Here is a 26,385-nt window from a genome sequence, read left to right on the forward strand (position 1 = left end):
GTAAAGGAATGCCTAGCTGGTTTAAATGGCCACTCTCTTTGCAATCAAGTAGTCATCACGTACTTGGTAAAAGCCTTTTTTGGCTCGGTTCTGCACAAATAATGGGCCGAATTGTTAGGCTTATTTCAAGTATCATTATTGCCCGCTTATTAACCCCCGAGAATTTTGGTGAAATCGCCATTATATTAACCAGCTTTGAATTAATCAGTACACCACTAAGGCGCCTAACCACTGCGGCTTTAGTTAAAATGGATGAAAGCAGTTTTGTCAAAGCATTGCCAGAAGCCAATAAAATTAATTGGGTTGCCAGCATACTCGCCTTCATCATCATGTGTTTACTGAGCATCATACTGGCACAGTTCTATCAAAATAATCATATTATTTTGCCAATGATATTAATGGCTAGCAGCTATTTAATCCTGCCTTTTGGCATGCTTTATGTTGCGTTAAATTTACGCCAAAATCGCATGAGGATTGTCGGTCGAGCTGTCCTTTGGCAAACGATGATGGATGGAATACTGACCACAATATTGGCGTTAATTGGACTAGGCATTTGGGCAATTATCATTCCCAAAGTGATTGTGACTTTTGTTTGGCTTGGTATTCACCGGTACCAGAATTCACTGCCATTGAACAAAACAAAAATAATAAGCGAAATATCCACTCAGCCCTCAACTCAAACACCATCTTCCTCTTTCAATCCAAAATGTCACTATTCTTACCAAGCAATATTAAAATTTGGTATTCCTGTCGGCTTAAGTGATATCACGCTCGCCTTTAGACAAAATATAGATTACTTATTGGTAGGCTATTTCTTAGGGATTGAAGCGTTAGGAATTTATTTCTTTGCTTTCAACGCCAGCTTAGGGATCAGTCTTGGCATAATACAAAGTTACGGCACAGCACTCTATTCTCATCTTTGTCAGCCGAGTCAAGAGAGTTTACAACAAAAATTTAGGCATTCATTAAAATTTATTATGATGTTAACAATTCCACTCATCACCCTACAAACCCTCTTATCACCTTGGTATTTACCACTCATTTATGGTGAGAAATGGTTAACTGCTGGTGCTTTACCTATCTTCATACTACTATGTCTGAGTGGGTTGGTCAGGCCTTTAGGTGAAGCTGCAAGCCAATACTTGCTCAGTAACCATCAAGCGCAATTAAACCTCAAAGCCAATATCGTTTTGACCTTGTTACTCATTGCGTGCATTAGTCTCGCCAGTATATGGGGGCTACAGGCTGTCGCTTTAGCCAGTTTACTATGCTATTTCATAACATTACCTGCGTTCACTTATTTTCTACTTAAACAAAAAGATCAGCACACGAGTCACATGGGAAAGGAGCTCCCTAATGATGCCTAAAATATCGGTTATTATGCCCGTTTATAACGTAGCAGACTTTGTCATTCAAGCCATTCATTCGGTACTGAAACAAACCTTTACTGATTTTGAACTTATCATTGTCAATGATTGTTCCACCGATAACAGTTTGCAAATATGTCAAACCGTCCAGGATCCTAGAATTAAGATAGTCAACCATGAAATAAATAAAGGCTTAGCGGCAGCAAGAAACACAGGGATCCGCCATGCAAAAGGGGAATATCTAGCTTTTTTAGACTCAGATGACAGCTGGCATCTGAACAAACTTCAATCTCATTTACTGCATTTAGACAATAATGCTCATCTGGGGATCAGCTTTTCCCGCTCTGTATTTATGGATTTTGAAGGCCATCCTCTCGAAATCTATCAAATGCCACAGTTAACCCATATCAATGCCGCTCACTTATTATGTCGTAATCCTGTTGGAAATGGCTCAGCTCCAGTCGTCAGAGCAAAAACCTTTGACGAAATCGCCTTCAAGTCCCCCGACACGAGTCCAAATGAACGGTGCTATTTTGATGAAAAATTTAGACAATCTGAAGATATTGAATGTTGGCTAAGGATTGTTGCCACAACCCAATGGCAAATAGAAGGGCTCGCAGCCCCTCTAACTTATTATCGTTTAAATCACCAAGGATTATCTTCAAACCTAATGAAACAATTGGCCTCATGGGAAAACATGATCCAAAAAGCCAAACAATATGCACCTGAGTTGCTAAAGCACTTTGAACATAAAGCCAGAGCCTATCAACTAAGGTATTTGGCCCGCCAAGCAATACGTAATGGCGATGGTAAAACAGCCGTTCACTTTGTCAATCAGGCATTATACCTTGCACCTTCAATACTCAAGGCTGAAACAGGAAGAACCCTTGCCACTTTAGCGGCAGCTTATATGCTGTATTGCCTGCCACTTTCGGTGTATTTAAGCTGTGAAAAATTAGGCCATAAGGTGATCGGTCGTTTTCAAAAGCTGCGAATAAAGCAAGACGCCAAAAAAAGACTTTCTTAAAGGAGTTCACAAAATGATGGTAATCATTAATCGTTGCAAAATGCATCCTATATTGCAAATGAAGCATCAGAATAAAAAAGACATATTACAACATACTGTATTTAAAAGAGAGAAAAATGGCATAGTCTATGCTGTTAGTCAGGTAATTCAGATCAAACATGCATAAACATCTTGGTGAATACAGTATCCATATTCGGTATGACCAAAGTCATCATATAATCATAAAGTAAGTAGGAGTTATTATGGGAACAGAGCCCCAACCTACCATAACCCAGTCAACACGCATCGCTATTCGTATCATCGATGTCATGACGGCATTTTCTTTATTAATCCTTTTTTCTCCAATACTGATTTTTATTTGGCTCAAAAGAAAATGGCGTTATGGACAAAGCGTTGAAATTGTTTATATATACGGCATTGACAATCATTTAATTGGTTTATATCAATTCTCCGGTATAGGCTATTGGAGGAAACTGCCTCAGCTGTTTAATTTACTCGAAGGTGAGGTAAGCTTATTGGGTACAAAAACCTATTTCAGTTTTGAAGAAGCACCGGATCTCACGATCAAACCAGGGTTAATGTCTTATGATGTTATGAATAAAAGCATGGGAATTGGTTTTGAATCCCATCAAGATACTGTCAATCAAATATATAAAAATATTGGTGCCTATTGTTTAGCTATATTAAGAACAATCCTGTCTTACTTGTTACTTGCAATGATGACCAAACACCCTAAACAAGTGCCCCCAACCGTCACCTTGTTCGATGTTTCATTAAGCAATATGCGAATGGTTGAACTACTCGATAAAATAATCACATTCGCCAATACTTCAGGCCCTATGCAACACCTCGCTTTTGTAAATGCAGATTGCTTCAATATCAGCATAACACATTCCCACTATCAGCAAACACTGCAACAATGTAAGCATATTTTCGCAGACGGTATTGGGGTGCGCATTGCTTGCATGTGGAAAGGAGCCAAACTAATCGATAATCTCAACGGTACTGATATGTTCCCTAAACTGTGTGAACAACTGGCACAAAAAAGACTGCCATTATTTTTATTGGGAGGAGAGCCTGGGATTGCCGAACAGACAGCCAACAAAATGCAAAAAAAATACCCCGAACTCATCATTGCTGGAACACAACATGGCTTCTACCACTTAGATAAAAGTACTGATAACACAGAGATCATTGAAAGGATCAATCAATCTGGCGCAACAGTATTGCTCGTTGCGATGGGCGTTCCCACACAAGAGCTATGGTTAAACAAATATCAATCTCAGCTCAAAGTGGGAGTGGGAATAGGCGTAGGCGGATTATTTGATTTCTATTCTGGAAAAATTAAACGAGCGCCATTATGGGTAAGACAACTTGGAATGGAATGGAGCTATCGTTTACTTCAAGAACCTCAACGGATGTGGAAAAGATATATTATAGGTAATCCCCTCTTTCTTCTTAGAGCGTGGAGAGAAATGACACATATTCGCCAATCTAGAAAATTAAAAACAAAGCTAAAACGACAAAGTTCAAAAACAAAAGAGCAATCAATTATTAATCTTGAATTCAATGCTAAACAAGCCAAAATACGACGACTAAGACATCATGCGCGTCACAGACTCAACTTACTCAGTAAGCGAATGCTTGATATTATCGTGTCAAGTCTGGCTCTACTCTTGTTAAGCCCTTTATTGATCACCATTGCACTACTGATCCGTATCGAATCCTCAGGCCCTGTCTTTTTTTCACAACCAAGAGCAGGCAAAGATAATAAACCTTTCACTATGTGGAAGTATCGCTCTATGTATACGGATGCGGATGAACGATTAAAAACACTGAATAATGAGATGAAAGGCGGTGTCACCTTTAAAATGAAGCAAGATCCTCGTATCACTAAAATAGGAAAAATTATCCGTAAAACATCCATTGATGAACTACCACAACTCTGGAACGTCCTAAAAGGGGATATGTCTCTCGTCGGACCTAGACCAGCTTTGCCCTCAGAGGTTAAACAATATACACAAGATCATAGAACTCGTTTATCAATTAAACCTGGCATTACCTGCATTTGGCAAGTGTCAGGCCGCTCACATATTCCCTTTGAGCAGCAAGTTGAACTCGACACTGATTATATCTACGAACAATCACTACTTGCTGATCTATGGCTACTCATTAAAACTATACCCGCAGTCATACTCACTCGTGGGGCTTATTAACGAAAGGAGGGTTGCTCATGGATGCCATCATATTTGCCAATCGACACGGAAAAGAAACGGCTCCTCTTAATGAATATTATTGCCCAGCTATGCTCCCAATAGGTAATAAAGCAACCCTTGACTACACCTTAGAAGATTTAGCAAACTGCGGAATAAATAACATCAAACTCATCATCTCAAGTGATCCCGATACCATTGAGTCCCACGTAGAAAATGGTGCTAAATGGGGATTAAATATTGATTATTTTCTCAGTCAACCACAAGAAGATGCGAAAAGTATTTTAAAGCGTTTAGTTATCGACACAAAAGAGCCTGTTTTGCTCATTAGAGGAGACATGCTTAGAAGTCCTTGTGTTGAAACATTTATTAACTATAGTCAACAAATGCCTAATGAATTTGTACAAGCCAAAATGAGTGACAAAAATGCAGGCTTACTTTTACTGCCCAGTGAAAAACACCTATTAGATAAAATAGATTGGCCTTTGTCATTTAATGATGAAGCTTCATTAAATGACAATATTTCACCAACAGTCGATATTGTCACCCAAGTCTTACACGGCAATTGTTACATGCTAGATAATTTTAAATCCATTATGCAGGCTAATATGGATCTTGCCAATTTAGCTATCCCATCGCTCAAACCCATAGGAAGAAAATACAATACCAGCCAAACATCAAAAGGCATTTATTTGGGTGCCAAAACAGATATAGGATTATTACGCATACAAAACATGAATGGTATAATAGGTCAATCAACAAAAATTGATGCCACAGTTGAATTGCAAGGGACAAATATTATCGGTAATAATTGCTTAATAGGCCATGACAGTCACATTGAAAATAGCCTAATATTCCCTCACACTTATGTTGGTGAAGGACTCGAAGTCAAACACGCTATCTTATGTCATGATCTCTTAATATCGATGAAAACTAGTGCTTGCATACGTTTAAATGATCCGGTATTGATCTCACATAATAGTGAGGCCTCTGACCATACCGAAACAGTGTTATCCACACGATTATTTGCATTGTTACTATTTATCATAACAGCATGTTTATCGCCTATTTTTATGGCTTTTGCATTATTTTGTTCACCCAATCAACCCATAAGAAAAAACACACTCATTGATAATGAGGGAGTAGAACTTAATAGTTGGCAATGGAACTTAACATCACCGTTATTTTCACGATTACCACAACTTATTCATGTCATTAGCGGAAAATTAGATCTTTTTGGCTATGCCCCACAATTAAACCTTGAAAGCTACCAACAAACAACGCTTGAAGGTGCCCGCTATGGGCTTTATGGTCCCGTTCAATTATTTCTCAGCAAAGAAGCGCCAGAGGAAGAAAAATTCCTTATCGAACAAGCATTCATACATGAAAAAGGTAAAAAGAAATATTTTTCTCTCATTTGGAGTTCAATGATGAATACGCCACAAATTAATTAAATAATACACGAGACAACAAAAGCACTGACAAATATTGCTGTTTCATTAAAAGGTACCCTCATCATGATAAGCACTCTATTAAAAGGTTTATTCACCAAAGGACTCTATACCCTAGCTAAACTATCACCAAGAGATCAACAAAAAGCCGTCTTAGGCAGTTATAAAAATCAGTTAAGTGATAATGCAAAATATTTATATCTGCATTGGCAGCAAACATTGTTCATTCGCAGCATTTGGGTTAGTGGCGACAAGACACTCATTGATACCCTAAATAAACAAGGGATGGAAGCATATTATCGCTGGTCGTTAAAAGGAATATACCATGCCTTAACGGCTAAATATTTTTTTTACAACAGCTATATTGGGGATGTAAATCAATATTTAGCTAACGGAGCAATAAAAATCAACCTCTGGCATGGTACGCCAATGAAACGCATTGAATTTGATATTGTTAATGGTCCATTATCAAAAGTATTTCATCCTAAAGAAGATCAAATATCCCCCTTTTATTCGGTACTTCATCATCAACAATATACTAAGCCAGATCTTATGCTCAGCCCCAGTAAATTAACCGATACGATTTTCAAAAGTGCCTTTAGACTTCCACAACATGCATTATTGCGAAGCACAAATCCAAGAACCGATTTTCATGCCAGATACCCAAAAGAAAAAAAATCAAAACAAACACTATTTGATATGATGAATGCTCCGTTAACCTCACAAAGCCATCTCATCCTTTATACTCCCTCATGGCGAGATAACTTAGCAGATAAAAATCCCTATCAAGACGCATTTAACTGGCAAGCCCTGTCTGATCATCTAGTGGAGACTCAATCTTTATTTCTCTTAAGGCTTCATCCCAACGAAGCTCACTTAGCCTCACAATTTAAACACTTCGACAATATTATTGATATTTCTCAATGGGAAGATGTTTACCCTATTTTAGAAGGTATCGACTTATTGATCACAGATTATTCCTCTTTGTTTATTGATGTATTCCAATACCGTGTTCCCATTATTTTTTATCGCTTCGATAAAGAAAGTTACCAAGAACAGTGTCGAGATAATTATGATTATATTGAGAACTTATCTAAAGTAGGGCCAGAATATCAACATTTTGATGCGTTACTCAATGCCATCAAACAAGGAAATAATAAAGAAAACCATTCTAATGCAGTATCATTTTCCTGTTGTTACGCCTATGAAGCGGCCTATCTAGAAGCGCAAAACCATTTTTGGGAGCCTAATAACAAGGATGCCTTTACCCATATAGAAACATTTATTACTCGCTCCCAACTGTCATGATTAATCATTTAAAAAGATTGATACCAATCCCAATTACGCTCATCTTCTTTGACTTTTTTTAACGCAACCATACTTGAAAATAAGGTTCTCACATAAAATTTATCATAGAGATAACGTGGTAATATATAACCTGCGATACGAGGAGGCAGGATTGTACGAATAAAGTCCGCGAGACTTCTTTTATAAGATTGAGTAGAAGCGGATTGTGCTTGTAACTGATAAGCCGGATACCCTTCAAAATAAGATACCGCTTTGGCAACCGATGCCCATAAGCAATCATCAACGACAATATAACCACCCACTTTAATCAATCGATTAGCATAAAAAAGATCAAGTAATGTATGATCGAAAGTATGCCATCCATCAATAAAAACCATATCAAAGGTGCCCGCTTCTTTTTCAGCCAAGTGAGGTAAAGCAAACTCTGAAGGTTTTTCTATTAATTCAAAAAAATCACAATCGGCACGTTTCAAGTTTTCAGTGCCAATGCCATGCCATTGCTTATTTTGAAAAGGATCAACAATCTTATGCTCAGCTCCCTCCCGACCTTTCAGAGCAGAACAAATATGTAAAGAAGACAGTCCATAAGCACAGCCTATTTCTAAAGTCTTGCGAATACTGTCATCCGACTCAATAATTTGATGAAGGAAATCCCCTTCAAGCCTATCTATCCCTGAATGCAGCGAATATTCATTACCTTTATTGTCTTTTACAGCCCCGGACTGATAAATTTCTTCGATGACACTGTTCATATTAAATTCCTTTTCTTAATGCACATGAAAAGCCAAAACAGCCCAAAGGCAACATTCAATCAACACCTCAAATGATAAAATACACAATCAAAGATGTAATGAATGATGCAATAAAACATCATTGAGCTTACTCAATTTTAAGTGATAAAGTGCCAGCTTGCCTGATTAAAATGCGGTAAACGTTTTTTAGGCTTCAAGAAAACGAAAAAAACAAACATAACGTAATAAATAAAAAGCCTTTAATCATTTCAAAAGACTTAAAATCAAAACCTCTCCTGCCCTTCCATGTTAGGCATAATATGCTTCAGTCACAGCAATCAATTGCTCAATGCTGTCTAAAGGTAAAGCATTTATTCCTGCTGCCGCTTCTCGCCCACCACCTGTTGCAAATTGGCTGCACACACTCCCTGCACCTTGTTTATTCTCAAGCGGCGCACGCAAAGACACCATCACCTGATCACTCGATTGTGTGGTTAAGACTAAATGGGCTTTATTGGGCTTACTATTGGCGAGATGATTACCAAATACGCCACTTATTCGACTCGACCAAGCAGCATCGGGCAAACGATAAACACTGACGGTATCGCTGCTATAATCGGCTTCAATCGCTAATGCTTGAGCAAAGTCAGCATCAAAGGCCGATTTTAATTGATAATAAACGGACGTGTTATCTTTAAATAATAAAAAGGGATCGGGATAACGTAAGAGGGCTGTATATAAGGTTTTTGGATCGAAATGTAAATCCTCAACACATCCGCCGTAACCATTGTAATTAATCAAGGTTCCTAAGTCTTTGAGCTGCCCAGCTTGCTCATCACTGAGTCCAGCCTCCTTAGCCAAGCCATCGGCGATCTTAATTAAGTTATCCCCATACGCCGCAGTAATAGCCCATCTGTGATACTGCCCTTGCAAGAGTTTATCAATAATTAAGCCAGTGCAAATATTGGCATCAAGATTGATATGGGCACTTAACTGAGGATGGTTAGGAATATGCCCGCTTTGGTGATGATCCGCATAAAAAATAGTGGCGCCTTTTTCAAGCGCCATACTCAATCCCTGCTGATTTTTCTGCATCGACACATCCAACACAGTCACACTGTCATCAGCTTGCAATTGACCACTGATTTGATTGAGTAAATCAATATCCCGTTTGACACCTGTGACTAACGTACTTTGCTGAGGCTGCGCCAGTCTCAGCTGTAACAGGGCAATAATACCATCGGCATCACCGTTAAATATGTCGTAATGCATTACGGCTTCGCTCCGTTTATTAGACCTTGCGCCTGCAAATAATCCACCACTTGCTGCGCACAAGACTCAATACTCTTGCCCGCCGTTTCAACGCGAATTTCAGGCCGCTCTGGCGCCTCATAAGCCGAATCAATCCCGGTAAAGTGTTTAATTTCACCGCTACGCGCCTTTTGATATAAGCCTTTTGGATCCCGCTGCTCACACACTGCAAGTGGCGTATCAATAAACACCTCAATAAATTGCCCATCTTTATTTAAGCTGCGCACTAAGTCTCTATCCGCTTTAAAGGGGGAAATAAACGCCGTTAATACCAATAAACCGGCATCCACAAACAACTTTGACACTTCTCCAATACGGCGAATATTCTCAACTCTGTCAGTGTCAGAAAACCCTAAATCCCCATTCAATCCATGGCGCACATTGTCTCCATCCAATACATAAGTGTGACAGTGTAATTGATGTAATAATCTATCCACGGCATTGGCCACTGTGGACTTACCTGAGCCACTTAAGCCTGTAAACCATAATACAACAGCTTTATGGTGTTTAATGGCCTCTCTTTCATCATGGCTCACACTGGCTTGATGCCACACCACATTAGCCGATTTATCAGTATCATCAAGATGGATATAAGGTGATTTAGCCATGTTACTTCCTATCGATTACAGAATGCATAATATAAATTAAAAAGGGAAAAATATTGGTACCACCAATAAAACAATCACCCCATAAGTCAAACTCACCGCAGCGCCCACTTTAAAAAAATCAGCCAACTGATATCGACCCGCATTAAACACCATCAAATTAGTCTGGTAGCCATACGGACTGATAAAACTGCCACTGGCAGCAAAAGCCACCGTCATCACAAAAGGCATCACGTTCACCCCAAGCCCCAGTGCAATGCTGTAAGCAATAGGAAACATCAATGCCGCCGCGGCGTTATTCGTGACTAATTCTGTCATCAGCCACGTTGCCACATACACTGCAATTAAAGCAATATAAACATCATTCTTATCCGAGCCTGTGTTCACCCAATGACTCAATATCGACACAACATCGGCATTAACTAAGGCGTGGGACAACAAAATAGCCGTTGAGACGACCAACCAAATATCAATGGGAAAACGGCGAGTAATTTCATTCACACTGATGCAGCCTGAAAAAATTAACACTCCCAAGAGCAACAACATGGACTGCATCATATCTAATAAGCCAGTGGTTGCTAACGCGACGCCTGCTAAGAAGCCCCCTATGGCTAACCACGCTTTCCAACCGTTAAGTCTCACTTCAGGCTCAACGCCACTCAGAACAATAAAGTTTTTACTGATATTGCGTCGGCTGGGATAATCTTCCCCGACTGCAAGCACTAAAAAGTCACCGCTACGAATAAGCACTTCACCTAGCTTACCCGATATTTGCTCACCATCACGACGAATAGCCACCACAGCAGCATCAAATAAAGCCCTAAAACCTGTCGATTTCAAGCTGTTACCCACTAGAATACTTTCCGGTCTCACCACCACTTCGGTTAAATTTCTATCCAATAATCCGTTCTTATGAGCAAAAGATTCAAGCCCTGTAAATTGATCTAACTGCCTGACCTTGGCCACATCGCCAGAAAAAATTAACTTATCGTCCACTTCAATCACTTCAGTGGGTGCCACAGGGCTAATCAACCTCCCCTCTCGAACCACTTCAACTAAAAACAAAGACTCAAGGTGACGCAAACCATTAGCTTCGACACTGCGTCCAACCAACTCAGAGCCAGCCTTGACTTTAGCATCAATAAAATAACCCTTAGAGCCATTATCTTCAGCATTAATATTTGGCAACCATCGGCTCGACACTCGTAATACAATGCCACAACCTAACACCAATAACACGCCAACCGCAGTGAAAGAGAAAAAACTTAAACTGTGTCCTTGAGCTTCAATATATAAGCTATTGACGATTAAATTAGTGGAAGTACCAATCAGGGTTAACGTCCCACCTAAAATAGCCGCATAAGACAAAGGCAATAATAATTTACTGGCAAAGTGGTGAGGGTTATTACGAATAGGCGATAACAGTGTCGCAACCACCGCAGTATTGTTCAGTAACGCTGAACATAATGCAGTGATCCCAAACAACCTAAGCCAAGTGGAGTGATAATTACTCACAATCATTTTTGAGGCAATAACACGGAGCAGACGGGTCTTCTCCAATGCAAATGAACACAAGACCAATAGCACTAATGTCACGAGTCCAGGATTAACCATACTCGATAACAATTGCGAACGAGAAATCAAACCAAACGCCACAAGCGACATTAAGGTGACACCAAAAACAGCAGCAGGACGCTGCTGAAACATCACCAATCCCACGATCGTGCCAAAGAAAATCCCTAAGGTTAAATAAGCATCAATAGACATAAGACCTCAGATGATTAAAGCAAAATAAACCGTTAATCAATGAATCCGTTTATTCATTTTGCAAAATACAAAACACAATAGTTCGCGACTAAATAATAACTTTCAGCCCATAAACGGTTTACGAATAAGCTATTAATCAGTGAAATACACACAATAACGCCCTTTGAAAAGCAGCGCCGCTATAGCAACAAGCATAAACAAAAGGGCATTAGGCGTGCTCAGAAGAAAGCCGCCTAACCCTTAAACTCATTTATGAATGAGAAATATCTTTAGCGCCCCAATGAGGGAAGTGCTTACGTACCAGTGCGTTCATTTCAAGTTCAAACTCTGAGTAAGCATGGGGTGCTTTTTCAGATTTATGTGTCGTATCTAAGACGGCTTCTCTTATCATACCTGCGCCCACAGTCACGTTCGTTAAACGATCAATGACAATAAAAGCCCCCGTTGCACGGTTTGTCTCATAAGCATCAAACTGCAAAGGCGCGGTCGTTTCAAAACGGCAGCGACCAATCTCATTGAGCGACAATTGCTGAGTATCAATTTTATCTAATGTATTCACATCCACTTTATAATCAATCGACTCAGCAAAACCAAAGACAGAATGACTGCCCGCCTTAATGACATATTCTCTATCAAGATGTAACGGCTCTTCTGTCATCCAAACCACATCGGCATCAAAGTGTGCGCTCGAATGCGGTAAATCATGGGGACGAACCAGCATGTCACCTCGACTGATATCAATTTCATCTTCTAAGGTCAGAGTCACCGCTTCACCGGCTTGCGCTTTTTCTAAATCACCATCAAAAGTGACAATCGCTTTCACTTGACTGCTTTTACCCGATGGCAAAGCCACTATCGTATCGCCCACACGAATATCGCCCGACGCAACAGTACCACTAAAGCCTCTAAAATCCAGATTAGGGCGATTAACATACTGTACTTGAAAACGAAATGACTGATGTGCATCGTGATTAACCGATACCGTATTGAGCAGCTTTAACAAAGATGACCCCGGATACCAAGGCATATTGGCGCTTTCATTCACCACATTGTCGCCTTTTAACGCCGACATAGGCACAAAACGCACATCGGTAAAACTTAAATCATCGGCAAATTCGCGGTATTCTTTTTTAATGTTTTGGTAAACACTTTGATCATAGTCCACCGCATCCATTTTATTGACTGCCACCACCACATGCTTAATGCCCAGTAAAGAACAAATAAAACTGTGGCGACGGGTTTGCACTTGAATACCGTGACGCGCATCAATCAAAATAATCGCTAAATCACACGTTGAAGCACCCGTGGCCATATTGCGGGTGTATTGTTCATGCCCCGGTGTATCAGCAATGATAAATTTACGCTGCTCTGTGGCAAAATAGCGATACGCCACATCAATGGTGATCCCTTGCTCACGCTCAGATTGCAAACCGTCCACCAGCAAGGCCAAATCAAAGGACTCATCGGTGGTATTAAACCGCTTAGAATCTTTCACAATGGCAGCCATTTGATCTTCAAAAATCATTTTGCTGTCAAACAATAATCGGCCTATCAAAGTCGATTTACCATCATCAACACTGCCACAGGTCAGAATACGTAGCATGTCTTTATTTTCATGAACTTTTAAATACGCTTCAATATCAGAAGCAATCAACGACGTACTATTATCAGCCATCTTGTTAATCCTTGGTGCTGCCATTGCAAGTCAAATCACGTTTGACTTGCAAAGATTAAAATTTTTACCTGTCTCTTTGTTTGTTAACCCAGCTCAGTCAACACTGCTTAGCTCAAACAAAGCCGGCTTTAAAACACGATTACCCCAATGCTCGCCCTCAATGAGGCTAAATGGCGTAGACTAAAAATAGCCTTCCATTTTTTTCTTCTCCATGGAGCCTGCGGAATCATTATCAATGACCCGTCCTTGACGCTCAGAGGTGGTACACAAGAGCATCTCTTGAATAATTTCAGGTAAGGTGGTTGCAGTGGACTCCACCGCTCCAGTCAATGGATAGCAGCCTAAGGTTCTAAAACGCACCATTTTCTCTGTCGCCACTTCCCCTTCTTTAAGTTCCATGCGCTCATCATCGACCATGATTAACGTACCATCACGCTCAACAACGGGTCGCGGTGCGGCTAAGTACAATGAAGGGATTTCAATCTGCTCAAGATAAATGTATTGCCAGATATCCAGCTCAGTCCAATTGGATAGAGGAAACACGCGAATACTCTCGCCTTTATCGACTTTACCGTTATAAATATTCCACAATTCAGGTCGTTGGTTTTTCGGATCCCATCTGTGCTTACTATCACGAAAAGAATACACACGCTCTTTCGCGCGAGACTTTTCTTCGTCACGACGCGCCCCACCAAAAGCGGCATCAAAACCATGCATATCTAATGCTTGTTTCAAGCCTTCGGTTTTCATGATATCCGTATGTTTCGCACTGCCATGGGTAAACGGGCTGATATTCATTTCCAGTCCGCGAGGATTTTTATGCACGATTAAATCAAAACCATGCTTTTTAGCCATTTCATCGCGAAAGGCTATCATTTCCTTAAACTTCCAATTGGTGTCCACATGCATTAAGGGAAACGGAATCTTAGCGGGATAAAAAGCTTTTCTCGCCAAATGAAGCAGTACCGATGAATCCTTTCCCACAGAATACAGCATGACAGGGTTTTCAAATTCAGCGGCCACTTCACGCATGATCTGAATGGACTCAGCTTCAAGCGCCTTTAAATGTGTCAATCTAATGGGATCCATACACTTCCTACTTTAAAAATATAAGCCTAAGTAAAGCCTTAAAATGAGGTTGCCATTAAACTACAGCATTTCCTCTCAAAGGCACAACAACATAAAGCTAACAAATCAATTAAGGCTCATTCTAAAGGACAAACCTGAGTCATCGCCAATCTTATCTCCCCAAAACCTAGACTGAAATCTATCAACTAATAACCTTAAGTTATATATAAGTGATGTAAAGGAGATAAAAGTTATATCAATAATTCGAATATGAGTCAAAGAAGGAAAAAGTCATGCCTAAATTTGCCTCTTCTATTACCTCAGTTCAAGACACCTTGCCCTTAATCATAAAGTGCATGCCCTTCGTAGTATTGCATGAACAGATAACGGTGTTTGAACACAAGCCAAGTCCTCATCACTAAAGACAAACAGACGCTAACTCCCCCACAAAACATCTTCTCAATGATGAAGAAGCCAATAATGAAGAAGAATCACAAAATAACGATACTGCATACACAAAAAGATAATTGGCCAATACATCACAACAAAGTCAACATGGATAAAATATTATTTTTTAACGTGTCATAAAGTGCCAATATACGCCTTTATATAATCTATGACTTTAGTGGAGTAGATAAATTAATCTGCAAATAAAACAATGGTGTTGAATACTAAATGGTATTTTCATACCTTTGTTTCTATCGTCGTTACCTATATCATCGTTCATGATTAACTTTTATCTTTCTACTTTGTAAATAAATATTTATAATCAATAAATTAACAAGAAGATACAAAAAAAACTCATATAAATCATGTTGATTAATAAATTTACAGTAAATCAAAATTATTAAAAAGTAACAACCACACACCAAGTCAATAAAAACAACGTTTCACCTAAGCCGTAACAATAAATGACGACATATTCGGAATAATAAAGAGAACCAAATCGTCAACAACATCACTTCACCGTTGTCAACAAGTACAATTAATACCTTTAAATTTACTCACTTTAATTGGTAAATAATAGTTAATGTTAATATTCACTTTAAATGACGAAAATAGAAACAAAATAACCCCTTTATATCCCACAAGTTGAATATTAATAGCTTAAAAGGTAAATGATTTTCAATATAGAAATCATAATATGAGGAGTCATTAAAAAAAAATAGCATTATCGTTAACCCTATCAAGCACAATAAAAAGTAAATATAGGTAAGTAAACGTAAACAAAACAGATGCACAAATACTGATACATATTCAAAAAAGTAGATTAAATAAGTTATCTACCTGTTTTTATTAAATTAAAAAACATCACCTAAGGTGTTTACCTGATACGATAAAAAGCCAACTTTTATTTACTATTCACCAACCAAAAACAGACAAAGGTAAATTACTGCCTCTATTAAACACATAAAGCATAAGGCTTAACACCTGTACTTAAACACCATACATAAAAATAATAATCATAACTTCAACGACTTTTTAAGAAGCTAATAAAAAATTCAACAAAGAGAATAAGATAAATGCCAGTTGTAACCAGACAATCACTAACAAGTTCGCCGTCAGTTCATACAAATAATGAACCTTCTCACACTCTATCAGAGACATCTTCATTGCCCCCAAAAAACGTAATATCTAAAATAGATAATATGGTCTGCAGCACAAAGAAACAGTCTATGGCTCAATTAATCACGGATATATTCACTGCGAAAGAAGATCATCAATCCGCGCTTTTATCCCATTCGAAAATAGCCCATGCACAAAATGCATTAACCCACTTCCTAGCATTAAAAGATCTCTGTGAAAAACACCATCAAGATCAATTTTCTGCCAATATCCATCAAAGCTCGACTGGAGCAACACTCACTCTCTCATTATTAGATGATAATCATCATCCCAAATTTGCATTATCTTTCGATTATGATAATTTCCTTGATGAAGATATATCTGACTTATTGTTTGACACGCAAAGTGCAACAGGAAAAACAAAAGCACTTTTAGAGGACTTTAACCGCTCAATAATACCTCCATCATCTTCTGAACCGGCTTTTAACTTAGATGCACTTAACTTGTCTAATATCCATCAAACAAATCGCTCAACCATGATGGATGCTCTCAATATTTCAGCTATTCATGGGCAGCCAAACAGCGTCAATTTATCTGCGCTAAACTTGTCAAATATTACAGCACAAAGCACATTAGAAGAAATCGAGTCACATGATCGATCTATTTTTAATCTCCAAAAAGCATTAGGCGAGTTTAAAGATAACGAAAACTCTGCCATCTATTTGAGAGAGGCGCTGTCTAGATTGAATGAAGATGAACATTCTGTTCAAGATTTAAATCGAGCACTGCTAAATAACACGGCTAACGATGACGGTACTGTTTTCTCACTCACTCAAGCATTAGCTCAATTAGACGATGATGACAATGTCGTGTTTAATTTACAAGCGGCAATGGATCAATTAGCCCCTACCAATATATCAATCATTGAATTAGATTCAGCACTCAGTAAAATGACGGCATTCAATGCCCATTATGCGCCAGGTGACATGTTAATGTCGACCAAGAGGCCTAGCGGAAACTTAACGCAATATGTACACTTTCTCAAAGAGCAAGGCATAGGCACCTTGATCTCCATCGGCGCCAACGAAAGCCCGACATTACCCGCAATATTAGCAGAGTCAGGTATTCAACATATTGATGATAGTCAATTTCATATTGAAGATTTTTTAGATGATGGACAACTTCCTGCCAGTAAATTAAAAGCTATCACAGATAAAATTAACAGTCTTGAAAGCCAAGGCATTAAAGTCGCCATTCATTGCGGTGCTGGAGATGGTCGCTCAGGCGTTGTCAAAAGCGCCTATGTTTTAAGTCAATTATCATTACCTCTTCCAACAAGCACCACAGATACCATCACGACCCATTATCACGGCACTAAAATAGTGACCGCATCTAAAGCCGTTTGTGATGCAGTGCGTTCTGTTAGAAGCGATGGCCATGAATTAGCCGTTGAGCGTCCAGCAGATATCACAGCACTACAAACCTTCTACTCATCGCTGGTAAACAAATAACAATCTCGCTTAATCATACTCAGGTTATCGAACCTGAGTATGATTACCCTATTAACATTAATATTTTATTGACTCTGGGATACCACATCATTATGAATGCGGCAACAATCCCCAATAAGGTGATCCCAGAGCCTAGAATGAATAAACCCGTTATCAGCCATTTGACTCGCTCCAATGTTTGGCGAACAGCCCAGAAATACAACTCGGCCACCAACATAGGCAGCAAATAACAAGCAAACGAAAAGAAAATGTCAACCGGCCCATCCAGTGTGGAAGTATTACCATTCTTTCCTTGATTAAGCATATACCAACCCATTAAATACAGCCTGAATGTCCATACACCATTCACTAACAAAAAGCTGTGTACAGCAAAACGCCTATGCTGTGCAAACTGCTGACTCACTGCATATTTCCATGCCAAAATCACCGCAATAGGAATGAGTAATCCATTAAGTGTAATGCCCATCGCACCAAGATTACTCAACCTCAAGCCTAACCCTAAGGTAAAAAAGATTCGCCCATTCCATCGATGAAAATGAACAAACCGCTTTCTCATTTGAGGTATTAATTGAAATAATCCACTGATTGCCAGAATAATGGCGGGAATAATATGCCCAAAAAAAACGGCAGATTGAACACTGCCACTTGCATCATAACCACTTGTCGGCGATACCAACTCTGCCTGTTTAGTAATGCCTAATACTAATGGCATGGCATACAAAATAAAAATATAAGCCGAAAACAGCCACTGCCCTATTAATGCAATCCCCCCCCAAGTCATAATGGCATGATGCATGCTTTTTTTTGCAGACAATAAACCCATTTTGTCCTTGTCAATTGAAAAGTAAATCACAAATAACTCTCCTTTAATTTACTGAAAAATTGACAATAATCATGAAGTGATTTGAGTGATTAATCGCGCCGAATTTAAAATTCGGCATAACATTATCTTGCTTTTCTCTGTGAATCATTTGTGACTACTTATCTAATAGATGACCATAGGTTATTGACGAAAAAGGGGTTATCACCAATAATGAAGGAATATAAAAATGAAGCCCAAATTAGATTAAGTCGATTAAGCACTGTCAATTGTCAGGAATAAACAATAAAAAATGGATATGCCACTCACCACCTTGTTTACAATCAATATTAGCGTTTGCTTAGCGTGCTTATTCATTCAAGCCATCACCATAAAAAAACACACCTCTCACCTTCTTTTTGCTCTCTTTTGCGCCTCAGTTGCGCTTGCAACAACACAAAAATTAACGGGTAATACACTCGGCGCTTATCAATATCTCATTGGTATGGGCGCCTGTGCGACATGTAATGCGTACTGGTTATTAGCCCGTAGCCTATTTAGAAAAAATCAACCTTTTACTTTACATCACATTATACTGGCCGTTGCGATTGCAGCATTAATCATGATAAAACAAGGTTATTTATTTGCTGGTAATCAATGGCAATGGGATATAAAGCAAAGCATATTGACAAAGGCGATGCTTAGTGAGCTCACCCTTTTATTATCATCCACCATATTAGTGTTGTCCTTTTGGGAGGGCTGTAGAGGATTTAAACACGCTACAAAAACAGAAAAAGCCCAACGCCTATTATTTTTAAGTGCATTTAGCTTCGCTGTCGTCATTTGTAAAATAGCAAAAAGCTATTATGCCGATCAGCCACAAATGACAACCCATATCATTGCCTTTGTGACACTCTTTATGCTGCTCAATACCCAAGTGCTGATCTTCTGGTGTTACAGTTTTCCCCGCAGTCAACTTAGGTGTCACAAAAATCAAGCTCCCTCTTTGACCACTCCATTGGCATTCGCAACCCAATACTTAACAGTAAACCCTCGACTACCAGAACCTTTAATAGAACACCAGCCTTTAAACCAGCAAGATATAATACTTGCGGCGCAGATGAGTGAGTTATTTTTTAATCAAAAAAAATTTTTACAAAACAACTTGAAAGTCGCCGATATTGCTCGTGAATTGGCGGTATCGGAATACCGTATCAGTCACCTTGTGCGTAGTCACCTCAAGGGTAAAAGTTTTAATCAATTTATCAATCAATTACGCATTGAGCATGCCCAATCCTTATTAGTCAAACCCAACACACAAACATGGCCCATATTAGTCATCGGCCTTGAAAGTGGTTTTGCCTCTATCGGTCCATTCACAAGAACCTTTAAAGCTCAAACAGGTTTTACCCCTCATCAATATCGGCAACAAAATAAAACACTCGCTGAGCCCGCAGTGAACTAAAGTGTTTTTAACCAGTCAGTATTAAAACGTTCACCACCAGCATGTAATCCGTGGGAAAAATGGGTTGAACTCAGTTCCCAATCCAGTAAGTTATTTTTAACAAAATACAAACGTTCATTCACGACAGTGGTTTTCACGGTAAACTCAAAAACCCCACTCACCTTTTGATGACTACCAAACCAAATCGCCTCCGCTGAATACTGTAAACCGTGGGCCGAAATCACCGGCACTTCCTTTAAACGGGCTTTTTTCGACAACAGCTTATCCACTACCCAATCTTCTAGTTCTATATATTTATTAAAATGATAATCCCAATTGGCATCATAACCAGAATGAGAGTAAGTCGTTGTGCGCCAGTCCGTTAAATTGGTCATTTGTGAGCGACTTTGGCTGTAACTAATCGTCGCGCCCAATGACGGGTTATTGGATACCGCGCCGGATAAACTCAGCCCCATGCCAGATGACGTTGACACTCTATCGGTGCCGTTTTGATTCTCAGGACTGCGCTTAAAGAGCATTAACCCCGCCGCACTTGATGCGCTCACCTTCACTTCAGGTTTGACTTGTTTTAAAAAAAAGCCCCTATCAACATCCGTATTATGGGTTAATGTCGGATTGGCACTGCCAAAAGGGCTCACGAAAATACTGGTGCCCAATTCTGTACGATAAGCAGCAAAAGAATAACCGTGCACCACATTCAATTTGGCATCATCTTGCTCAAATAAATATAAGTCGTTCATCACAATGGCCGAATAACAAAGATGCTCAATCTTTGCCTTAGCAGGGCATGGATAACCCACCTGCCCACCTGTGTTCATATAACTATCTTTGCTCAATGCTCCCACCTTAGGCAGAGCAGACACTCGATGATTAATGACTTGATGACCCTGTGATGGCCGTTTTAACATCCTCTTTAACTGAGCACGGATCTGCACAAAAGATAAATTGATGTCAGAGTCATTTGCAGATAAAGCTTGGGTAGGTGAAAACTGGGAACCTGAAGCAGCAATACGTTTATCAAACTGCACCTCATATATAGTTGATGCGCCATAGGGGAGTCGAGCCGTACTCGCTTGTTGATTAACCTCATGTTGATCATTAAAGATCACTATAACGTCAGACTGATCTGTTTGAGGCATAATCAACACCATAGGCGACTCAAATTGAATCGGCCAAAGATGAGCACTTTGTTGATTACCATTCGCCACAAAAATGGGCTTTTGCCACTTTTGAGCCTGTTGTAAATACGCAATCAACTGCTGAAATGACGCACTTTCAATAGGGGCGGCTTGGGCAAAATCAACAAACAACACATCCGCTTGTTTGATCCTATTGAACGCACTGTTTAGTGGACTGTTTAACTGACTACTTAAAAGGTCTTGATTCAATAAAGGCCCATCAAATGACTCATTTTCCATGTTGATATGAGACACTTGATGCTCAGTCGTGAATAAATCAAGAAACGCACTCTTTTCACTGCCTATCGCCAGTAACCTCGGCGGTGCCGATTTAACCTGTTCCATCATCACTGTAGCGGCCAGTACTTGCCCCGCTAGACTGAATAAAAAAAGGGATAATAGCACCCATAAAAAAGCCAATAGTCCATAAAACCACCTAAGTAACAATTCTATTTTTATTCTTTGACTTATCATGCACATTCCCTCCTTTGATGATTTAACTATCATCATCTTTTTAAGAAAAAAACAGCAATTAGACATTTAGCTAAGCAAAAAGGGGAATACTTTGGCCTTCCCCTTTTTAAGGTATCGGCATAATCCGACATAATAGACGCAAACACCCTCACGTTTTTATCCCCCAAAATCACATTTTTATTCTTTTATAAGCCACTCAACCCGCAATCAGTCTCAACCATCAAAGTGATGAAATAGACCACTTTTTGGCATGTGATTTTTTCACTAATTTTGCTAAGATAACGGCTCATTTTAAGACGTTTATCGCTCTTTTTATTCGAAGCCTAAAGTCGCTGTTAAGGCAAGTTTCAAATGTCACATAGTTGGGCAAAGTAGTCATGTCACATTATAAATAATATCTCTACTAAACTTTTTATGTCAGGTGTTTTATAGTCACTTGATATCCACTTCAATGATTGTCAATTGCCCTCTTTGTTCAGGGCTTTTTTTATGGATAAATCAATAGAGGTTAAGCATTAACACTTAATGAAAGCTGATCTTCTTTTCACAATTGGTTTTTAATTCATATAATCGTTCAAGCGATAAACGGTGATATTTCATATTATTTGTTGCTTGTAACTGTCCTACACTACGGCGTAACTCTGCTAACGGAAAAACAATATCTTCTTTTGTCATATGTAATGATAAGCGTTTCTGAAGTTCATCGATAAACAGTAAGGGATCGCCTCTACCATGAGCAATATAATTATCCAATTCACCTAATATTTCATCAAACAATTCATCCATAGCATTTATCCTTTTTCATTCGAAAACAACTTTTTACAAAAGGCGCTTTTTGTAAAAAGTTAGATAAGTAAGGTATAGTCCCGATAGGGTTTACAGTAAAGCAGGATCATGATGTTCAACGGGCGAAATGTAAAAAGTGAGATTGATGCAGTAACTAATGGCCATGAGAAGAACAAGAATTTTTTAACACAAGATGAGATATCTAAGCTTTTGACTGCCGCTAAAAAAGGAAGGCATGGTATTCGTGATTATCTTTGCTTATTAATGATGTACCGCCATGGACTTAGAGTTAGTGAGCTTATTTCGTTAAAGTTGACTGATTTAAATTTATCACAATCTCGTTTATGGGTGAATCGACTAAAAAATGGATTATCAGTAGAGCAACCTATTGCAGGTGATGAACTCCGCGCGATTAAACGTTATTTGGCGAAAAGAAATGATACTCTTCCCTGGTTATTTATCAGCGAACGAAACCAGCCTTTAACTCGGCAATCAATTAACTACATCATTAAGCGTTCGGCTAACCTATGTTCAATATCACCAGTTTATCCACACATGCTAAGGCACTCTTGTGGCTATTATTTAGCAAACAAAGGCTATGATTTAAGACTCATTCAAGATTATTTAGGCCATAGAGATCCTAAGCATACAGTGAACTATACTCGCATCGCTGGGGCTCGATTTGAAAGCCTTTGGTAATAGGCTTTATTCCTTCGTTAAGCTCGGCTTAAATACCACTTCATCCATAAACACGGCATTAATACATCTTGCTTGTGCCTTTCTACTACCTGCTTTCTTATTTCGATGACGGTGATGTTCTTCCGCTCGCTCTGCTTGACTCTCTTTTGCAAACGCTAATGCCGCGCCTAAACGTTTATTGCTAACTATTTCACCTTGCTGAACATGCCTTAAGGTATCAAACACACTATATGCTAAGTCTTCACCACAATAGCGTATGGCTATCGTGCCGTCAGGATAGTCATAAATCATGACCCGTTTGTTGACTAACCGCTTCGCTTTCTCTGTTGGATCAAGTAAATAAATGACTTTATCGTATTGTAATGTCAGTGAGTTTGAGACTGTACGACTACTTTGTCTGGTAAATATATCGTCCAGTTCAACAGCGGATTCTTTTACTGGACGATGCGCATCTTGGGAGGAATAAGCAGAGCAAGCAAAACGACGATTAAAGTTCGCCATAAACTCGGGGAGCCATGCATTCGCTTGTTCAATGGTATTGATGCCTGCTAAGCGCATTTCTTTTATGAGACGGTCTTGGAGTGTTCTATTGGCTCGTTCGACTCGGCCTTTAGCTTGTGAGCTATTGGCGCAAATCAACTCAATATTCAGCTCGTATAAAATTCGACCGTATTGGGTCATTTGTTTACTGCTTTTACGGCTGGGTGAATTAACCTTAAAGACTGAATGTTTATCGCTATAAAAAGCGGTAGGCTTACCGTAATTATCAATATATTCACGAGTGGTATTTATATAATCAAACGTCGTTTCAGAATCACAAAAATGCAATGACATCAGCTGACTCGTTGCATCATCTATGTACACCAATAAGCAACACTTCGCCGAACGGCCTTCAAACCAATCATGGTAAGAGCCATCAATTTGCACCAAATCACCATAGCAATCTCGACGATGACGAGGTTGATAGACTTTTCTCTGCTTACGCTTGCGAACCCGCCACAATCCCTCTGTAATTAGCCATTGCCTTAAGGTTTCACTGGACAATTTTATACCGTGTAACTCAGCTAACTTTTCACAGGCAAAGGTCGGTTTAAAATCCGCATATTTTTGCTTAACGAGCGTTAAGACTTTCTCTCGAAACTCAGGCAAGAAGCGGCGATTACTAGGCTGTCCACGGCGTTTAGAGACAAGGCCTGATTCACCGCTTTGGCGAAATTGATTGACGAGTCTTTGTGTGTGTGCCGGCGAGTCAGTCCTAACATCGACGCGGCGGTTAGTTGGGTTAATTGTTTATTGCAAACGTCCTTAATAACACCAATGCGGTGCAGTTCTTCTTCACTCATCGTAATTAACATGACACCAATCTAATATGCTGGATTATGTCTACTCAGCATAGCAGAATGTGACATCTCTAAGTTGGGGAAATGTGACATCACTATATTGGATCTACAAAGCCTAAAGTCGCGTTTCGTACTTTCTCTATTATGTAAAATAGAGACTTTTTGAGGGAAATTATCTTTCTATTTATTTTCATAAAGTCTCAATTCCACACAGATTTTAAAAAACACAAAAATGACATTTAAAAATTAACAATCACAATATACAAAACAAAAAAACTACAACCTCTTAATTAAATTAAAACCTTTATTTTTCAGCTCATATAAGACTTCATTGACATTACTTGGTTTTATTACAACATATATTTTATTTTGTAATTCACTCAATATCTTCATGTGTTGGCTATATTGAGATAACTCTATCATTTCATTTGATGATGATTTTATATATATTTCACTTTTTTTACTATCATATCCTATGAAATCTCTTTTATATGTAGCCATCATATTATTACCAACCATATATTCATCTAATAAAAGATTTAAATTCTCTGTCAAACCTTTTATTTCAAAACAAGGGTAGAGGTTTGTATTGATAATATCTTTAGCTATGCTTTCTAACTCTTTACCACTAAAATTCATCAGAAAATTCATAACAGAACTGTCATTCGTCATTAAGTATTCTTCTAGAGAAATAGTATTCCCATTAATAAGCATGCAGAAATATTTAGAAGGTAAGTAACTGTTATCCTTTTGTTCTTTTATAATATTTTTGAAAAAAATTATAAACATACCTCTTATAGAAACTGCTTTATAACTACCAGTAATGTTTGAATAATTAGAAAATCTAGCATAAAAAAACTCAACTAGATCGTAGACATTGTCTTCTTTAAAATAAATCATTATCTTTTTATTTTTTTTGAAAAATCTCATATTATTTATAATAGCTATTATATCAAACGTACCATTTTTTATTCCAGAATAATAATTATCTCTTAATAAATAATCTAGTCTATCTATATCAACTTGACTAGAGTATAGTAGTTTTATCTTATTATTACCATTATCATTAATAACAAACATTATCTTTTCTAAAAAATATTCTCCATATTCATCAACAATAATCTTTCTAATTTCTGAATTTTCTTTTAAAATACGTAATAACCATTCCTCATGACAAATATATGTTCCAAGAAGATTATGTTGAATTAATTCAGTAACATGACTAAAAGGTCCATGGCCTAAATCATGAATAAGCCCAATTGTAGTTAATAACTTATAATCCTCTTGATCATTTAATAAATCAGTATAACGATGAAATAATTTTGAAATATGCAGCACCCCAATAGAATGAAGATATCTAGAGTGGGTAGAGCCAGGAAAGATAAAATCCATTGCCCCCTGCTGCTTTATATACCTAAGCCTTTGAAATAAAGAGCTTTCTATTATTTTAGACAAAAATAAATCGTGACGGTCTTTTAAGTCTAAGATAAGATTTCCATGAACAGGATCTGTAATTATTTTGTTCAAAATATGAATTTCATATTATAATACATTACATAATTGTAGTGTATAAGGGTGTAATTTTGATTTTTACTATATATATTTTAGTTATATCTCCATTATATTATTTTATATATAAGATAATACTCGAGAATTCTAGAAAAAAGGAATCAGTTTACTTCCTTTGCTCTTTATTCAATTATCTTATACTGATACCTATAATACTTTTCAATATAATTATTGATAGTAATAACTATTATATTTACCAAGAAACTTCATTTAATGAAAAAATGATAATGTCTACAATGTTAATTCACTTTATTTCATCGGCAATAGTATTTAATAAGCACATTACTTTCATTGATAAAATACATCATTTTGTATTTTTTTTGATTAGTTTGTTTTTTCTACTTGTTAATTACGTTCCTATTATTACATTATATTTTTTTGTTCAACAAGCCTCAGCAATTTCATACAATATAATAAATTACATGAAATTAAGAAAGATAAAATTAAATAAAATAATTTATTTCGTTGATTTTAT

At 38.2% G+C, this 26,385-nt stretch carries 18 protein-coding genes and 1 pseudogene; 8 read left to right on the forward strand and 11 right to left on the reverse strand.

The window, feature by feature from the left end; genetic code table 11:
- Window positions 1-8: 8 nt before the first annotated feature.
- From Q0976_RS01640 to Q0976_RS01660, 5 genes are all read left to right on the forward strand, one after another.
- Window positions 9-1,367: an oligosaccharide flippase family protein gene (locus Q0976_RS01640; RefSeq protein ID WP_299490240.1), complete on the forward strand. Its 1,359-nt coding sequence runs from the start codon at window positions 9-11 to the stop codon at window positions 1,365-1,367.
- The gene (locus Q0976_RS01645) at window positions 1,357-2,394 is read left to right on the forward strand and encodes a glycosyltransferase (protein WP_299490242.1); all 1,038 of its coding nucleotides are present in this window, start codon (window positions 1,357-1,359) and stop codon (window positions 2,392-2,394) included. Before Q0976_RS01640 ends, Q0976_RS01645 begins: the two co-directional genes overlap by 11 nt.
- 242 nt (window positions 2,395-2,636) lie before the next feature.
- Entirely contained in the window at window positions 2,637-4,610 is a 1,974-nt protein-coding gene (locus Q0976_RS01650) for an exopolysaccharide biosynthesis polyprenyl glycosylphosphotransferase (RefSeq protein WP_299490244.1), read from the forward strand.
- A gap of 17 nt (window positions 4,611-4,627) precedes the next feature.
- Window positions 4,628-6,061 carry an NDP-sugar synthase gene (locus Q0976_RS01655; RefSeq protein ID WP_299490247.1) on the forward strand — a complete coding sequence of 478 codons (1,434 nt, stop codon included), beginning with the start codon at window positions 4,628-4,630 and terminating at the stop codon, window positions 6,059-6,061.
- Window positions 6,062-6,124: 63 nt separating this feature from the next.
- On the forward strand, window positions 6,125-7,366 hold the full coding sequence (locus tag Q0976_RS01660) for a CDP-glycerol glycerophosphotransferase family protein (RefSeq protein WP_299490249.1): 1,242 nt from the start codon (window positions 6,125-6,127) through the stop codon (window positions 7,364-7,366).
- A gap of 8 nt (window positions 7,367-7,374) precedes the next feature.
- Here the strand turns inward: Q0976_RS01660 and Q0976_RS01665 are convergent, their stop codons facing one another.
- The 6 genes from Q0976_RS01665 to cysD form a co-directional block, all read right to left on the reverse strand.
- Complete coding sequence (locus Q0976_RS01665; RefSeq protein WP_299490251.1) at window positions 7,375-8,118, reverse strand: class I SAM-dependent methyltransferase; 744 nt, start codon at window positions 8,116-8,118, stop codon at window positions 7,375-7,377.
- 288 nt (window positions 8,119-8,406) lie between these two features.
- Window positions 8,407-9,369 (reverse strand): DHH family phosphoesterase, encoded by a 963-nt coding sequence (locus Q0976_RS01670; protein ID WP_299490253.1) that lies wholly within the window; start codon window positions 9,367-9,369, stop codon window positions 8,407-8,409.
- A complete protein-coding gene (gene cysC, locus Q0976_RS01675; protein WP_299490255.1) occupies window positions 9,369-10,016 on the reverse strand; it encodes an adenylyl-sulfate kinase in 648 nt (215 codons plus the stop codon). The genes Q0976_RS01670 and cysC overlap by 1 nt, the downstream gene beginning before the upstream one ends.
- Window positions 10,017-10,052: 36 nt before the next feature.
- The gene (locus tag Q0976_RS01680) at window positions 10,053-11,780 is read right to left on the reverse strand and encodes an SLC13 family permease (protein ID WP_299490257.1); all 1,728 of its coding nucleotides are present in this window, start codon (window positions 11,778-11,780) and stop codon (window positions 10,053-10,055) included.
- 250 nt (window positions 11,781-12,030) lie between these two features.
- Window positions 12,031-13,455, reverse strand: coding sequence for a sulfate adenylyltransferase subunit CysN (cysN, locus tag Q0976_RS01685; RefSeq protein ID WP_299490259.1), 1,425 nt, complete (start codon window positions 13,453-13,455; stop codon window positions 12,031-12,033).
- A gap of 180 nt (window positions 13,456-13,635) precedes the next feature.
- Complete coding sequence (cysD, locus tag Q0976_RS01690; protein WP_299490261.1) at window positions 13,636-14,544, reverse strand: sulfate adenylyltransferase subunit CysD; 909 nt, start codon at window positions 14,542-14,544, stop codon at window positions 13,636-13,638.
- Window positions 14,545-16,199: 1,655 nt separating this feature from the next.
- Here cysD and Q0976_RS01695 point away from each other — a divergent pair.
- The gene (locus Q0976_RS01695; protein ID WP_299490263.1) at window positions 16,200-17,600 is read left to right on the forward strand and encodes a dual specificity protein phosphatase family protein; all 1,401 of its coding nucleotides are present in this window, start codon (window positions 16,200-16,202) and stop codon (window positions 17,598-17,600) included.
- Window positions 17,601-17,643: 43 nt separating this feature from the next.
- On the opposite strand, the gene Q0976_RS01700 is transcribed toward Q0976_RS01695, so the two are convergent.
- A complete protein-coding gene (locus Q0976_RS01700; RefSeq protein ID WP_299490265.1) occupies window positions 17,644-18,453 on the reverse strand; it encodes a DUF2306 domain-containing protein in 810 nt (269 codons plus the stop codon).
- Between the two features lie 259 nt (window positions 18,454-18,712).
- On the opposite strand from Q0976_RS01700, the gene Q0976_RS01705 reads away from it, so the two are divergent.
- On the forward strand, window positions 18,713-19,864 hold the full coding sequence (locus Q0976_RS01705; RefSeq protein ID WP_299490267.1) for a helix-turn-helix transcriptional regulator: 1,152 nt from the start codon (window positions 18,713-18,715) through the stop codon (window positions 19,862-19,864).
- Here the strand turns inward: Q0976_RS01705 and Q0976_RS01710 are convergent.
- Both Q0976_RS01710 and Q0976_RS01715 read right to left on the reverse strand, forming a co-directional pair.
- Window positions 19,861-21,516, reverse strand: coding sequence for a leukocidin family pore-forming toxin (locus tag Q0976_RS01710; protein WP_299490268.1), 1,656 nt, complete (start codon window positions 21,514-21,516; stop codon window positions 19,861-19,863). The genes Q0976_RS01705 and Q0976_RS01710 overlap by 4 nt on opposite strands.
- A gap of 522 nt (window positions 21,517-22,038) precedes the next feature.
- Window positions 22,039-22,302, reverse strand: a complete 264-nt coding sequence (locus Q0976_RS01715; protein ID WP_299490271.1) for a hypothetical protein — start codon at window positions 22,300-22,302, stop codon at window positions 22,039-22,041.
- A 108-nt stretch (window positions 22,303-22,410) separates the two neighbouring features.
- Here Q0976_RS01715 and Q0976_RS01720 point away from each other — a divergent pair, with 108 nt between their 5' ends.
- Window positions 22,411-23,001 carry a tyrosine-type recombinase/integrase gene (locus Q0976_RS01720; RefSeq protein ID WP_299490273.1) on the forward strand — a complete coding sequence of 197 codons (591 nt, stop codon included), beginning with the start codon at window positions 22,411-22,413 and terminating at the stop codon, window positions 22,999-23,001.
- A gap of 6 nt (window positions 23,002-23,007) precedes the next feature.
- Here Q0976_RS01720 and Q0976_RS01725 read toward each other — a convergent pair.
- Window positions 23,008-24,356: pseudogene (locus Q0976_RS01725) on the reverse strand (ISNCY family transposase).
- Window positions 24,357-24,617: 261 nt separating this feature from the next.
- Window positions 24,618-25,868: an HD domain-containing protein gene (locus Q0976_RS01730; RefSeq protein ID WP_299490275.1), complete on the reverse strand. Its 1,251-nt coding sequence runs from the start codon at window positions 25,866-25,868 to the stop codon at window positions 24,618-24,620.
- Window positions 25,869-26,385: the final 517 nt, after the last annotated feature.

The organism is uncultured Shewanella sp., from assembly GCF_947501665.1.
Lineage (GTDB): Bacteria > Pseudomonadota > Gammaproteobacteria > Enterobacterales > Shewanellaceae > Shewanella.

Coding starts and splice junctions, on each gene's coding strand:
- Q0976_RS01640 (WP_299490240.1), top strand. CDS start 9: ATGCCTAGCTGGTTTAAATGGCCACTCTCTTTGCAATCAAGTAGTCAT.
- Q0976_RS01645 (WP_299490242.1), top strand. CDS start 1,357: ATGATGCCTAAAATATCGGTTATTATGCCCGTTTATAACGTAGCAGAC.
- Q0976_RS01650 (WP_299490244.1), top strand. CDS start 2,637: ATGGGAACAGAGCCCCAACCTACCATAACCCAGTCAACACGCATCGCT.
- Q0976_RS01655 (WP_299490247.1), top strand. CDS start 4,628: ATGGATGCCATCATATTTGCCAATCGACACGGAAAAGAAACGGCTCCT.
- Q0976_RS01660 (WP_299490249.1), top strand. CDS start 6,125: ATGATAAGCACTCTATTAAAAGGTTTATTCACCAAAGGACTCTATACC.
- Q0976_RS01665 (WP_299490251.1), bottom strand. CDS start 8,118: ATGAACAGTGTCATCGAAGAAATTTATCAGTCCGGGGCTGTAAAAGAC.
- Q0976_RS01670 (WP_299490253.1), bottom strand. CDS start 9,369: ATGCATTACGACATATTTAACGGTGATGCCGATGGTATTATTGCCCTG.
- cysC (WP_299490255.1), bottom strand. CDS start 10,016: ATGGCTAAATCACCTTATATCCATCTTGATGATACTGATAAATCGGCT.
- Q0976_RS01680 (WP_299490257.1), bottom strand. CDS start 11,780: ATGTCTATTGATGCTTATTTAACCTTAGGGATTTTCTTTGGCACGATC.
- cysN (WP_299490259.1), bottom strand. CDS start 13,455: ATGGCTGATAATAGTACGTCGTTGATTGCTTCTGATATTGAAGCGTAT.
- cysD (WP_299490261.1), bottom strand. CDS start 14,544: ATGGATCCCATTAGATTGACACATTTAAAGGCGCTTGAAGCTGAGTCC.
- Q0976_RS01695 (WP_299490263.1), top strand. CDS start 16,200: ATGGCTCAATTAATCACGGATATATTCACTGCGAAAGAAGATCATCAA.
- Q0976_RS01705 (WP_299490267.1), top strand. CDS start 18,713: ATGGATATGCCACTCACCACCTTGTTTACAATCAATATTAGCGTTTGC.
- Q0976_RS01710 (WP_299490268.1), bottom strand. CDS start 21,516: ATGATAAGTCAAAGAATAAAAATAGAATTGTTACTTAGGTGGTTTTAT.
- Q0976_RS01715 (WP_299490271.1), bottom strand. CDS start 22,302: ATGGATGAATTGTTTGATGAAATATTAGGTGAATTGGATAATTATATT.
- Q0976_RS01720 (WP_299490273.1), top strand. CDS start 22,411: ATGATGTTCAACGGGCGAAATGTAAAAAGTGAGATTGATGCAGTAACT.